The sequence below is a fragment of the Streptomyces sp. NPDC111507 genome, from assembly GCF_055638955.1.
Map to the genome: position 1 here is coordinate 263,960 of NZ_JBVKBU010000012.1, position 12,808 is coordinate 276,767.

10 protein-coding genes are annotated in these 12,808 nt (G+C 71.0%); 3 read left to right on the forward strand and 7 right to left on the reverse strand.

What is annotated here, in order from left to right; genetic code table 11:
• Nucleotides 1-64: 64 nt before the first annotated feature.
• Both ACZ7M2_RS37150 and ACZ7M2_RS37155 read right to left on the reverse strand, forming a co-directional pair.
• Nucleotides 65-2,629: an FtsX-like permease family protein gene (locus ACZ7M2_RS37150; protein WP_471599031.1), complete on the reverse strand. Its 2,565-nt coding sequence runs from the start codon at nucleotides 2,627-2,629 to the stop codon at nucleotides 65-67.
• 10 nt (nucleotides 2,630-2,639) lie between these two features.
• Complete coding sequence (locus tag ACZ7M2_RS37155) at nucleotides 2,640-3,509, reverse strand: ABC transporter ATP-binding protein (RefSeq protein ID WP_471599032.1); 870 nt, start codon at nucleotides 3,507-3,509, stop codon at nucleotides 2,640-2,642.
• 147 nt (nucleotides 3,510-3,656) lie between these two features.
• Here ACZ7M2_RS37155 and ACZ7M2_RS37160 point away from each other — a divergent pair, with 147 nt between their 5' ends.
• Together ACZ7M2_RS37160 and ACZ7M2_RS37165 are read left to right on the forward strand one after the other, a co-directional pair.
• Nucleotides 3,657-3,920, forward strand: coding sequence for a toxin-antitoxin system HicB family antitoxin (locus ACZ7M2_RS37160; RefSeq protein ID WP_352046687.1), 264 nt, complete (start codon nucleotides 3,657-3,659; stop codon nucleotides 3,918-3,920).
• Between the two features lie 4 nt (nucleotides 3,921-3,924).
• Nucleotides 3,925-4,299 carry a hypothetical protein gene (locus ACZ7M2_RS37165; protein ID WP_054228993.1) on the forward strand — a complete coding sequence of 125 codons (375 nt, stop codon included), beginning with the start codon at nucleotides 3,925-3,927 and terminating at the stop codon, nucleotides 4,297-4,299.
• Here ACZ7M2_RS37165 and ACZ7M2_RS37170 read toward each other — a convergent pair whose 3' ends face one another.
• Nucleotides 4,300-4,986 carry a class I SAM-dependent methyltransferase gene (locus ACZ7M2_RS37170; protein ID WP_403686097.1) on the reverse strand — a complete coding sequence of 229 codons (687 nt, stop codon included), beginning with the start codon at nucleotides 4,984-4,986 and terminating at the stop codon, nucleotides 4,300-4,302.
• A 106-nt stretch (nucleotides 4,987-5,092) separates the two neighbouring features.
• Entirely contained in the window at nucleotides 5,093-5,779 is a 687-nt protein-coding gene (locus ACZ7M2_RS37175) for an esterase/lipase family protein (RefSeq protein ID WP_471599033.1), read from the reverse strand.
• A gap of 114 nt (nucleotides 5,780-5,893) precedes the next feature.
• Between ACZ7M2_RS37175 and ACZ7M2_RS37180 the strand changes: the two genes are divergently transcribed.
• Nucleotides 5,894-8,062 carry a helix-turn-helix transcriptional regulator gene (locus tag ACZ7M2_RS37180; RefSeq protein ID WP_471599034.1) on the forward strand — a complete coding sequence of 723 codons (2,169 nt, stop codon included), beginning with the start codon at nucleotides 5,894-5,896 and terminating at the stop codon, nucleotides 8,060-8,062.
• 90 nt (nucleotides 8,063-8,152) lie between these two features.
• Here the strand turns inward: ACZ7M2_RS37180 and bioD are convergent, their stop codons facing one another.
• The 3 genes from bioD to bioB are packed head-to-tail and all read right to left on the reverse strand — an operon-like array spanning nucleotide 8,153 to nucleotide 11,376.
• Complete coding sequence (bioD, locus tag ACZ7M2_RS37185; protein WP_471599035.1) at nucleotides 8,153-8,878, reverse strand: dethiobiotin synthase; 726 nt, start codon at nucleotides 8,876-8,878, stop codon at nucleotides 8,153-8,155.
• A 1-nt stretch (nucleotide 8,879) separates the two neighbouring features.
• Nucleotides 8,880-10,178 (reverse strand): adenosylmethionine--8-amino-7-oxononanoate transaminase, encoded by a 1,299-nt coding sequence (locus ACZ7M2_RS37190; RefSeq protein WP_471599036.1) that lies wholly within the window; start codon nucleotides 10,176-10,178, stop codon nucleotides 8,880-8,882.
• Nucleotides 10,171-11,376 (reverse strand): biotin synthase BioB, encoded by a 1,206-nt coding sequence (gene bioB / locus ACZ7M2_RS37195; RefSeq protein WP_471599037.1) that lies wholly within the window; start codon nucleotides 11,374-11,376, stop codon nucleotides 10,171-10,173. The genes ACZ7M2_RS37190 and bioB overlap by 8 nt, the downstream gene beginning before the upstream one ends.
• Between the last annotated feature and the right edge of the window lie 1,432 nt (nucleotides 11,377-12,808).

The following is a 12,808-nucleotide window of genomic DNA, read 5'->3' on the forward strand; positions in this document are numbered from 1 at the left end:
CGCGAGGACATCGGTGGACAGGGCACGCACATCGACAGGATGCGTACACCACAGGACGCGTACGTCATTCGTGCGCGATGGCCGCCAGGACGTTCATGCGCGAGGCACGCAGCGCCGGCAGCAGCGCCGCCACGATGCCCACGACCGCCGAACCCACGACCACGGCGACGATGGTGGTCCAGGGGATGGCGAGCGACTTCATGCCCTGGAGCGCGAGGACCCGCTGCACACAGACGCCCCAGACCAGCCCGAGCGCGAGGCCGAGGACGGCGCCGAACACGGCGATCACCACCGACTCCAGCCTGATCATCCGGCGCAGTTGGCGCCGGGCGAGCCCGATGGCGCGCAGCAGCCCGATCTCACGGGTGCGTTCGACGACCGACAGGGCGAGGGTGTTGACCACGCCGAGCACCGCGATCACGATCGCGAGTCCGAGCAGCGCGTACACGAGGTAGAGCAGCACGGCGATCTGGTCGTGCACGAGTTTCTTGTAGTCGGCCTGGTCACGGACCTGCACCTGCGGATACGGCTTGAGCGTCCGCTCCAGTTGCGCGCGCAGCCGGTCGGGGCTCGTGCCGGGAGCCGCGTTCACGTACAGGGCCGAGTCCTGCCCGCCGGGCACGTACTTCTCGACCGTGCCGAAGCCGAAGACCAGCCCGCCCTGCATTCCGAACCCCCCGGAGCCGCCCTGGTCGGTGAGCGCCCCCACCGTCAGCTCGGTCTTCCGCCCGGCGGGGAACTCGACGGGGATCACACTGCCGACGCGCACGCCGTGCTCCCGCGCGAACTGCGCGTCCATCGACAGGTGCCCGGCACCGAGCGCCGCCGCCGTGTCCCCCTGGGTGTACGTGACGTGGGCGACGTCGTCGAGCCGCGGATCGTAGCCCGCCGCGGTCGTCTCGACCCGCTTGCCGTCCGGCAGCCGCACCGCGACCGGCGTGAACCGCTGGCGGACGACGAGCCCAGCACCCTGGGTGGCGCGCACCTTGTCCGTGATCTCCCTGGTGAACGGCACGAAGTTGCTGTTCTGGATCACGAAGTCGGAGCCGAGCGTCTTGTCGATCTGGTGATCGAAGGACTTGCTCATGGACGCGCTCGCCACGGACATCCCGCCGACCAGCGCGAGGCCCACCATGAGCGCGGCCGCCGTGGCGCCGGTGCGCCGCGGATTGCGCAGCGCGTTGCGCTGGCTCATCCGGCCGACCGGGCCGAACAGGGCGGGGAAGGCACCGCCCAGGACCCGGATCACCGGCCGCACAAGGAGCGGACCCGCGATCACCGTCGCGATGAGGGTGAGTACGACACCGAGACCCAGCAGGGAGGCGGACGTCGCGGTCTTCGACGCCGTGGCACAGCCGGCCAGCGCGGCGGCTCCGGCCACGCCCACGACCGAGCCGACCAGGGCGCGCGTCCGCAGCGGCCGTCCCACCCCGGCGACCTCGGCGTCCGAGAGGGCCGCCATAGGGGAGACACCGGCCGCGCGCCGGGCGGGGAGATACGCCGCCACGAAGGTGACGCCGACCCCGACGACGTACGACGTGACGGGGGTCGGCCACCCGATCACCATCTCGGTGGACTTGAGGTTCATCCCGAACGCGCTCATGAGCCGGATCAGCCCGAGGGCGAGACCGATCCCCGCGGCGAGTCCGAGCGTCGAGCCCACCAGACCGAGCAGCAGCGCCTCGGTGAGCACGGACCGCCGCACCTGCCGCCGGTCGGCGCCGAGCGCGCGCAACAGGCCCAGCTCACGCGTGCGTTGGGCGATGAGCATCGAGAAGGTGTTGACGATCAGGAAGACGCCGACCAGTACGGCGATGCCGGCGAAGCCGAGCATCACGTACTTGATGACGTCCAGGAATCCGCCGAGCTGCGCGGCGGCGTCCTTGGCCTGCTCGTCGGCGGTCTTCACCTCGTATGTCCTGGTGCCCACCTGCGCCGCGACCCGCTGCTTGAGCGGAGCGTCGGCGACCCCGGGCGCCGCGTCCACCGCGATGCTCGTGGCGGCGTCCGGGCTGCCGAGCAGGTTCGTCTGCGCGGTGGGGGTGTCCAGGAACAGCAGCGCGGCACCGGGGTTGGTGGTGGTGAAGGTGGCGATGCCGACGATCCTCACCGGGAAGGTGCGCTCTGCCTGCACCGTCAGGGTGTCGCCGATCGCCACATGCTTGCGCTCGGCGGTGTCCGCGTCGAGCAGTGCCTCGTCGGCGCCGTGCGGGGCGTGGCCGGAGGTCAGCTTCACCGGGCTGCGCTTGGTGACCTGCCAGTTGGTGGCGATGGTCGGCGCGCCCGAGGTGGGTCCGATCGACTTGTTCTCGCGGTCGACGATGGTGAGGTTCTCGACGCTCACGTCCACATGGGTGGCCGCCACGCCGTCGACCTTCGCGAGCCGGTCCGCGAGCGAGGCGGGCAGCGTCGGCGTGGCGCCGGTCGCCACCCGCGACTTGAGGTCGTTCTTCGGCGACACGGTCACATCGGCCGCGGTGGAGGCGAAGAGGCGGTCGAACGTCCGGGTGACCGTGTCCGAGAAGATCAGGCTGCCCGCCACGAACGCCACGGACAGCACGACGGCCAGCGCCGAGAGCAGCAGTCGTCCCTTGTGGGCGAGGAAGCTCCGCAGAGTCGCCTTGAGCACGGCCGCCGCCTCAGTCCTTGTCGAAGGTGTCGAGAGACGCGTCGTCCGAGTCGGCGGCCAGGACCACGTCCACGTCCACGTCGTCGGAGGCGCCCCCGGCGGCCGGGCGGCCTGTGGAGAAGTGGCGCATGCGCTCCAGCACCGCCTCCGCCGTCGGCCGTTCCATCTCGTCCACGATCCGCCCGTCGCCGAGGAACAGCACCACGTCGGAGTGGGCCGCCGCGCCCGGATCGTGCGTGACCATGACGACGCTCTGGCCGAGGTCGTCGACCGCCTCGCGCAGGAAGCCGAGGACCTCGAGCCCCGCACGGGAGTCGAGGTTGCCGGTCGGCTCGTCCGCGAAGATCAGCTCGGGCCGGGAGGCGAGCGCCCGCGCACAGGCGACGCGCTGCTGCTGTCCGCCGGAGAGCTGCGCGGGCCGGTGCTTCAGCCGGTCCCGCAGCCCGAGCGTGTCGATGACCTGGTCCAGCCACTTCTGGTCGGGTTTCTGGCCCGCGATGTCCATCGGCAGCGTGATGTTCTCGGCCGCGTTCAGCGTGGGGATCAGATTGAAGGACTGGAACATGAACCCGATCCGGTCCCGGCGCAGCCGGGTCAGCTCACGGTCCTTGAGCCCCGTGATCTCGGTGTCGCCGAGCCACACCTGTCCGGCCGAGACGGTGTCGAGTCCCGCGAGGCAGTGCATCAGCGTCGACTTCCCGGAACCCGAGGGGCCCATGACCGCGGTGAAGCGGCCGCGCGCGATGTCCACGTCGACCGAGTCGAGGGCGAGGACGGTCGTCTCGCCGGATCCGTACGCCTTCGTCAGGCCGCGGGCGCGGGCGGCGACCGCGTCGGCGTCCCGTCGTCCGACGGCGTGCTCCGCAGCAGGTGTGGACAAGGCCGCCTCCTCCGTGATGGACGTCCTGACTTCCCGGTCCCGGCCGAGCGTAGTGTGACCCCGCCCACAGCCGGTATCCCCCCGAAGTACCGGCTCCGGCGAGTCGCGCCCTTGCGGGTGCTAGCACTTCGGCGCTAGCTTCGAGGTATGGCGAAGACTCAGCTGAACGTGCGGGTGGACGAGGGCACGGCCCGGGCGGCCCGGGAGCGGGCCCTGGAGCGCGGCATGAGCGTGAACCGCTACATCGAAGAACTGGTCAGACAGGACACCGGGGAGGTCGGACACACTTTCGTCGACGCAGCCTCCGACTTCATGAAGCAGTACGGAGACGTCTTCGCCGAGGAGTTCGGCGCGGACCGGGAGGGCTCACGGGACACGTTCCGGGACGGCTCGCGCGAAGGTCGTCGTTGATCCCTTGAGCAGTCTCAGAGTCGACCTCGCCTGGCTCCTCATGATCGCCGAACAGAAGACGCCCGGAGATCCCCAGGTCACCGACTGGGGAGCCCTCGTCGCCGCCGTCAGCCGGCACGAGGCGGAGATATTCGGCATTCCCGTCTACGACAGCCCGCACGCCCGCGCCGCCGCGCTGCTCCAGTTGCTGCTGCACGTCCCGGCGCTCGAACGGTCCAACGCGATGTTCGCCTCGGCCGTCGCGTACGCCTATCTCGTCGCCAGCGGCCTCAAGGTCGTCACCTCGCCCGAGCAGGTGCGCGAACTCGCCCGCCTGGTGAAGGGCGGCGACGCGACCGTGCACGAGATCGCACAGGAGCTGCGGCAGTGGAGTCTGTGACTACTCCCCGACCAGCGGGCGCCTCGCGCTGCCCAGCACGCAGTACGACGTGGGCAGCCGCGGCCCCTTCTCGGGAATGAACAGCCGCCGGTAGGGGCCCAGTTCGAACCCGGCCTCACGCAGCGCGGCGATCGGGTCGCGGGCCAGATGGCAACCGCCGTTCAGCCTCGGCCACACCGTCCGGTCCAGTCCGCGCTGGACGGACGCCATCACACGTCCGTCGCCCTTGCCGTGCTCGAAGAACCACACCGTGCCACCGGGCCGCAGCACGCGCCGCACCTCACCGAGGGCCCGCGGCACATCGCGCACACTGCACAGCACCAGCGAGAGCACCGCCCCGTCGAACGCCTCGCTCTTGACCGGCAGCGCCTCCGCCGCGCCCGGCACCACGTCCACGGGCACCTCGGAGCGCAGCGCGGCCTCCACGGCCAACTGCCGCAGCAGCCGCTCGGGTTCGATCGCCACCACCTCGGAGACGGCGCTCGGGTAGTGCGCGAAGTTCAGCCCGTTGCCCGCGCCGATCTCGATGACCCGCCCCGAAAGACCGGTGAGCAGCCGGTCGCGTACCGCGCCGATGCCCATCCTGGTCTCGGCCGTCACGCTGATGCGGGCGTAGTAGCGGGCGAACAGCGGATGGTGCACGGCGTCGTGCGACAGCTTGGCGGAGCCGGCTGACCTGAAGGGCATGACGGACCTCCCGGGAGGACGGGGTCTTACCGGGATTGTCCCCCCGGGACGTCCGCCACACGCTTTACGACGCTCGACCTGCGTCATACGCGGGCCGGCCCACGCGTCAGGCGATGAAGTCGCGCACCTGCTCGTAGACGCCGTAGTCGTTGTTCATGTCGGTGTGCGAGATGCAGCCGGCCTCCACATTGGTGGCACCGCTCAGGATCGCACTGGTGTCCGGGTTGATCAGCTCGTCGCAGTTCGACCAGTAGCTGGCGTACGAGACACTGCCCGGCGTCTCGTCACCGGAGTTCAGCGCGGTCAGGAAGGAACTGCCGGTGTACATCTCGGCGCACGAGGTGTAGAGCCACTTGCACCAGCTCGCGACCGTGGTTCCGTGGTTCACCCCGGCGGTGGACACGAAGTCGTCGACGTACGAGGTCCCGCCGAGGTTCTTGAGGTAGTAGCGGGCACTCAGCGCACCCATGGAGTGGACGACCAGGTCCACCTTCGACGCGCCGGTCTGCGCGAGGACGTTCTTGACCTCGGTGGAGAGCTGCTGGGCCGTGGTCACGTTCGACTGTCCCCAGTCGTACGACCACGCGAACAGCTCGGAGCCGCTGTAGCCGTCGGCCTTGAAGTCGGCGATCCAGTCGTCCCAACTGCTCGCCGAACTGCTGAGGCCGTGCACGAAGATGACGGGGTTGTGGGTCGCGGCCTGGGCGGGCGCGGCGGACAGGGAGAGCGACGCGAGGAGCGCCGCGACCATGGCGGAGAAGAACGTGGCGATGCGACGCGAGCGGCGTTGCATGGTGCCTCCAGACAAGGGTGGGGTGCCTGGAGTGTCAACCGGGGTCTACGCGCGCCGCATCGGTGAAATCGCCGGTCTTTACTTGCCAGTTAACTCACCAGTAACGTCATTCGGGTGGTGACTTCGGTGAACCCCGTACGCGGCCCCGCACAACCCGAGCTCGGCCCCTCGCTTCCCGAAGGCGTACGGGTACGGATCCTGCGCACCGCGCACGGCGACCGCCGCGCCGCCGCGGAACTCGCCTCCGCACTGACCGAGCGTCAGCTGACCGGCCTCGACCCGCTGCCGGCCCAGCCTCCCGTACTCCTGCGCGCGTACCGTCAGGAGGTGCGCGCCCTGCCCGACACCACCCGGCGCCTCCTGCTCCTCGCGGCGGCCGACCAGTATCCGGTCGACACCCATGCCTTCCTGCGGGCCGTCACCGCGGCCCGGCTCGACACCAGGCCCCTCGTCACCGCCGAGGTGGCCGGAGTCGCCCACGCCACGGCGGGCGGGATCGTCTTCCGCGATCCATGGACCCGGATAGCGGCCTACGAGATCGCCTCCGTGACGGACCGGCGCGCCGTCCACCTCCTGCTCGCCCGGGTCCTGCGCGGCGAGGGGGAGTCACCCCGGCGGTCCTGGCACCGGGGCGCCGCCGCTCTCGGACCCAGCCGACGCCTCGCCGCCGAACTCAGAGCTGCGGCCCACACCGCGCGCTCCGCGGGCGACCACGCCCTGGCCTGCGCCCTCGTCGAACGCGCCGCCGCGCTGTCCCCCGAGCCGGGCGAGCGGGCCCGGCTGCTCGCTCGCGCCGCCGCCGACGCCTGGCGGTCGGGCGACGCCGACCGTGCCCGCCGGCTCGTCGCCGCCACCGACGACGACGCCCTGGGCGGTCTGCTCGCGCTGCGCGCGGGCAACGCGACGGACGCGTTCGACGCGCTGCTGACGGCCGCGGTGCGCTACGCCGACGACGGCCCGGAGCCGGCCCGTACGGACCACCCGCAGGACGCCGCCGTCCACCTCCTCGCCCGCGCCACCGAAGCCGCGATCTACACCGGCGACCTGCGCCGGTGCCGGGAGGCGGCGGCCGTCGCCGACCGGCTCGGGATCGTGCCGCCCGGCACGCTGGGCGGGCTGGCCGCCGCGTTCGAGGGCCGGTACGACGACGCGCGGGACCTGCTGAAGGCGGCGGCCGGGCGCTGCGGTCCCGGGGGCGATCCCACCCTGCTCATCCACTCCGGGATCGCCGCACTCATGCTCGGCGACCACACCGCGGCCGCCACCGCCACCGTCCGGGCCGCCGCCTCCGCGCGGGCCGGGGGAGACGGGGTCACCGTTCCCCAGGCCATGGAATTCCGGGCGTACGCCGACTTCTGGACCGGTCGGCCACGGGCCGCCGAGGCCGCCACCCTGGAGGCCCTCCGCCAGGCGTACACCACCGGCCAGGACAACGGGGCCTGCCATCTGCAGGCGGCCCTCGCGATGTTCGCCGCGGTCACCGGCGACGAGGACGTCTGCCGGGAGCGCGCCGAGGCCGCCCGCTCCTACGCCCTCGCCCGCGGGCTCGGCCTGCCCGCCGCGCTGGCCCTGTTCGCGCTCGCCTTCCTCGACCTGAGCACCGGACGCTTCGCCGCCTCGGCGGCCCGGCTGCGCGCCCTCGCCGGATTCGGCCCCGGGCACGGGCACCGCGCCATCCGTCACATCGCCACCCCGCACTACGTCGAGGCCGCCGTCCGCACCGGCGACACCCGGGTCGCCCGGGCCGCCCACGCCGACTACGACCACTGGGCGCGTACCGTGCGCAGCCCCGACGACCTGGCGCTCAGCGCCCGCTGCCGCGCCCTGCTCGCCTCCGGCGCGGAGGCCGTCGAGCACTACCGCACCGCCCTCGACCTGCACGCCTCGGGCACCCGTGACTTCGAACGCGCCCGCACGGAGCTGCTGTTCGGCGGTGCGCTACGGCGACTGCGGCACCGGACGGAGGCCCGTGACCGGCTGCACAGCGCCCTCGAGGCGTTCGAGCACTTCGGTTCGCCGCAGTGTGCGGCGGCGGCGCGTACCGAACTTCGTGTCCTGGGGGAGCCCGTCTCGCCGGTGCGGGGCGCCGACGATCTCGTCGCCCGCCTCACCGCGCAGCAGTTGATGGTCGCGCGCATGGCGGCCGACGGGGCGACCAACCGGGAGATCGCGGCGCGGTTGTTGCTCAGTCCGCGGACCATTGATCATCATCTGCGGGGGGTGTTCACGCGGTTGGGGATCCGGTCGCGGATCGAGTTGGTGCGGTTGTTGGGGGAGGGGTGAGGGGCGGTCGGTGTCGTTGGTCGGCTGCGGGGCGGTGGCGGCTGGGCGCGCCCACGCGGCGGAGCCGCACAGTGTCACAGCCCCGCGTCCCTAGGGGGCGCCTGCTGCCCGCGTCGCATGGAAAGTGCGCGTATCCCAGCTCCCCCCGAGCCGCGGCGCCAGCCAGCTCGGCGCGTCTGCGCGGAAGGCGGTGACGTCGTGGGACCCGGCCCCCGCGGGTAGCGCACCCAGGAGCGGGGCTTCGGCCACGAGGGGCAGATCCGCGAGGTTGCAACGCGACGCCAGGTCGGGGGCGTCGGGCCAGCTGCCGATGACGATTCCCGCCAGGTCCAGCCCACGGCGCCGTAGTTCACGAGCCGTCAGCTCGGTGGTGTTCAGGGTGCCGAGGCCCGCTGACGCCACCACCAGCACCGGCGCGTCCAGCAGGCTCGCCGCGTCCGCCAGCGTGCCGCCCTCGTCGTCGAAGCGGACGAGGAGACCGCCCGCTCCCTCGACCAGCACGAGGTCGTGCTCGCTGGCCAGTTCGGCCGCCGCCTTCGCCACCGCGACCGGGCTCACCGGGGGCAGCGAGGCCCGCCGCGCGGCCGTCGCCGGAGCCAACGGCTCCGGATAGCGGGCGAGTTCGAGCGTGGTCACGGCGCCCGCGAGCCGGGCCACCTCGTCGGCGTCCCCACGCTCGTCCGGGCGTACCCCCGTCTGCGCCGGCTTGAGTACGGCCACGGAGCGTCCGGCCGCGACGGCCGTGGCGGCGACGGCGGCCGTCGTGACCGTCTTGCCGACCTCCGTGCCCGTCCCCGTGATCACCAGAACCGCCATGTCATCCCTCCCGTGCCGCCGCGCACACCGCGCGCGCGATCCGTGCCACGTCCGCGTCACCCGTGACGTACGGCGGCATCGTGTAGACGAGGTCGCGGAACGGGCGCAGCCACACGCCCTCGCGCACGGCCGCCGCCGTGGCCGCCTTCATGTCGACCTCGTGGTCGAGCTGGACGACGCCGATCGCGCCCAGGACACGTACGTCCCGGACACCCGGCAGCGAGGACGCCTGCGCAAGGCCGTCCCGCAGACCCGCCTCGATCCGCTTGACCTCGGTCTGCCAGTCCTGTCCGAGGAGCAGGTCGATCGAGGCGCAGGCCACCGCGGCGGCCAGCGGATTGCCCATGAAGGTCGGGCCGTGAGCCAGCACCGGGACCTCACCGCGTGAGATGCCCTCGGCCACCCGCGCCGTGCAGAGCGTGGCCGCCATCGTCATATAGCCGCCGGTCAGCGCCTTGCCGACGCACATCACGTCCGGCGTGATACCGGCGTGCTCCGCCGCGAACAGAGCACCCGTCCGGCCGAAGCCGGTCGCGATCTCGTCGAGGACGAGAAGCACGTCGTGCGCGTCGCACGCCTCCCGCAGCACCCGCAGATACGCGGGGGAGTGGAACCGCATCCCGCCCGCGCCCTGTACCACCGGCTCCACGATCACCGCGGCGAGCTCGTCGGCGTGCCGCCCGATCAGCTCGCGCAGCTGGTCGGCGTACGACTCCTCGTACGCGACCGGCGGGGCGTCGGCGAACACCTGGCGCTGGAGCACGCCCTGCCACAGATCGTGCATCCCGCCCTCGGGGTCGCACACCGACATCGGCTGCCAGGTGTCCCCGTGGTAGCCGCCGCGCCAGGTCAGCAGCCGCTGCTTGCCCGGGCGGCCGAGCGAGCGCCAGTGCTGGAGGCACATCTTGACGGCGACCTCGACCGACACCGATCCGGAGTCGGCGAGGAAGACGTGCTCGAGACCCTCGGGCGTGATGTCGACAAGTCGCTTCGCCAGCCGCACGGCGGGCTCGTGCGTGAGCCCACCGAACATCACATGGCTCATGCGCTCCAGCTGGTCGCGCGCCGCGTCGTTGAGGACCGGGTGGTTGTAGCCGTGGATGGCCGACCACCAGGACGACATGCCGTCGACCAGCTCGCCCGAGCCGTCCGCCAGCCGCAGGCGTACCCCGCTCGCCGACTCCACGACGAGCGGTTCCTGGCGGCCGGGCATGGGGCCGTACGGGTGCCAGACGTGCCGCCGGTCCAACTCCAGCAGTTCCCGCACGGGCAGCGTGGACGGCTCGGACCGGTCAGGCATTGGGGGCGAGGTCCGTTCCGGCACCCCGGCGGCGTACGGCGACAAGATCCGTACGCGCTTCGGCGGGCTGCTCCTGCTCGGCCTGCACCGTCACGGAACCGCAGACGCCGCCGCCCTCGTGCGCACCGCACCCGGCGTCCGCGTGCGAGCCGCACCCGGCTTCGGCGTGCGCACCGCAGCCCGCGCCCGCCGTCACGCGGTGCTCCGGCAGGGTCACCTCGCCCGCGCCCTCCACCTCGAATCCGGCGTCCGCGATCATCTCCAGGTCGGCCTTGCCCGCCTGGCCCTCGCTCGTGAGGTAGTCGCCGAGGAAGATCGAGTTGGCCAGGTTCAGGGCGAGCGGCTGCATCGTCCGGAGGTGGACCTCGCGGCCGCCCGCGATACGGACCTCCACGTCCGGGCAGACGAAACGGACCATGGCCAGGATGCGCAGGCACCGCTGCGGGGTGAGGTTCCACTCCTTGGCGAGCGGGGTGCCCTCGAAGGGGATCAGGAAGTTCACCGGAACGGAGTCCGGGTCGAGCGCGCGCAGCGAGTAGACGACGTCGACGAGGTCCTCGTCCGACTCGCCCATGCCCGCGATCAGACCCGAGCAGGCCGACAGACCGGCCGCGTGTGCCTTCTGGACCGTGTCCACCCGGTCGGCGTACGTGTGCGTGGTCGTGATGTCCCCGTACGTCCCCTCGGACGTGTTCAGGTTGTGGTTGTAGGCGTCCGCTCCCGCCTCGCGCAACCGCTCGGCCTGGCCGTCGGAGAGCAGACCCAGGCAGGCGCACACCTCGACGTTCTCGTGTCGGTCCTTGATCGCCTTGATGGTGTCGGAGACCCGGTCCACGTCACGGTCCGTCGGACCGCGGCCGCTGGCCACCAGGCAGACCCGCTTGGCGCCCCCGGCGAGCCCGGCCGCCGCGGCCTGCGAGGCCTGGTCCGGCTTGAGCCAGGTGTACTTGAGGATGTCGGCCTTGGAGCCGAGGCGCTGCGAGCAGTACGAGCAGTCCTCGGGGCACAGACCGGACTTCAGATTGACCAAATAGTTGAGTTTCACTCGACGGCCGAACCAGTGCCGGCGGACTTTTCCGGCCGCGGCCACCACGTCGAGCACGTCGTCGTCGGACGTGGCCAGCACGGCCAGCGCCTCGTCACGGGTCGGCAGCTCGCGCCGAAGCCCCTTGTCCACCAGCGTGTTCAGCAGGTCCATGAGATCCGATCCTGACGTATGCGAGCCGCTGCGGCCAAGGAGAGTTTGCACAACAGAGACGGTTCGACGTGTGGGGTATGTAACATGACCATCCCAGTACGTAGGGTCCACAGAGAGCATGGAAGACCAGGTCAGAGGCCCAAACTCCGCATCCCGCCACCGATTCGGTGAGAGTCATGAGTGAGACGCAAGGGCCAGTGGATCAGTATGGAGGGTTCCTACAACACCCCCGAAGAGGCTGTTCCCTCAAGCGCCGTGCGTGACTTGGTGCGGGCTGTTCTGGAAGCTCTCGACATCCCCCACCCTGCGACTGTAGGGGACCGCGAGGCGCACGACCGGATCTTGAGCGAACGGGCCACGCACGCGGCACTCGCGCTCCGCAGTACGCTGGACGGGTGCCCCCTCGAAATCGAATAGACAACCGGATACCTGCGAGAACGGCTTGCTGAGACCCCCAGCCCCCAGCCCCGCCAGGACCGCTCCGGGGTCGAGGGTCGTCGCCATGGGGTTGAAAGGGGCCTTGGCAGCGTCGAGCATGCCTCTTCCCCGTAGACGAGGGTGACAGTGAGTGTCTCGCTGATGTGGGTGAGTTCGTCGTTGTCGCCGACGGGGTTGTGGGTGCTGCACTGGCCGTGCTGCAGGGGATGGTGGCCGTCATGCCGCACGCTCCACGGGAGCGGCGTGGTTGACGGTGCGGGCGAGCTGCCGCAGGTGAGCGGCGAAGCTCACCAGGTCGCCGGCCACGTCGCCAGCCACGTCGGCGCACCGACACAGACGCCCACGGGCAGCGGATCCGGCGTTGCCGGGAACTGCGGCAGCCACGTGTCCACGAGCGGCAAGGGCAAACCACACTCGCCCAGACGCAAGGCACAATATGCTCAGGAGCCCTCGACAGAGGACGCGTCCTGACGGAAGACGTCTCACACTCGTCTCACAGACCCCACGGAAGAGCGCAGGTCGGAGTGCATCCGACCTGCGCTCTCTGCACTCTATGAACGATTCGGCAGCCCTCTGGACCCCGAGTAAATTAGGTAGCGGGATGCTCAGCGTGCCGGTGCTGGCTTCGCTGATCAGTTGACGCCGACGCCTGCGCTATCGCGCGCGCTGGCGTGCACGGCTACCCGCAGGAGGACCAAGAGCTGGAGGAGCTCAGCACCGAAGGCCTGCTGAAGGGGCTCTCCACTCTGCCGACTTCAAGAGCTGGACTGTCGGCGAGGCAGTGACACGACTGCGTGACACCGTCACCGACAAGGAGTAGGAGGCATTCAGAGACCTGGGCGGGGATCGCAACTGCGTGCAGTACTTCGGCCTGACCCGCAACGCTGCTGCTTTCGAAGCCTAGTACTCCAGTTGCACTTCTCCATTTGTCCTGGTCACAGGGTCTTTTGTGAGTCTAGTGAGCTGACGCTCCATCAGGGTGGTGGTGGTTCGT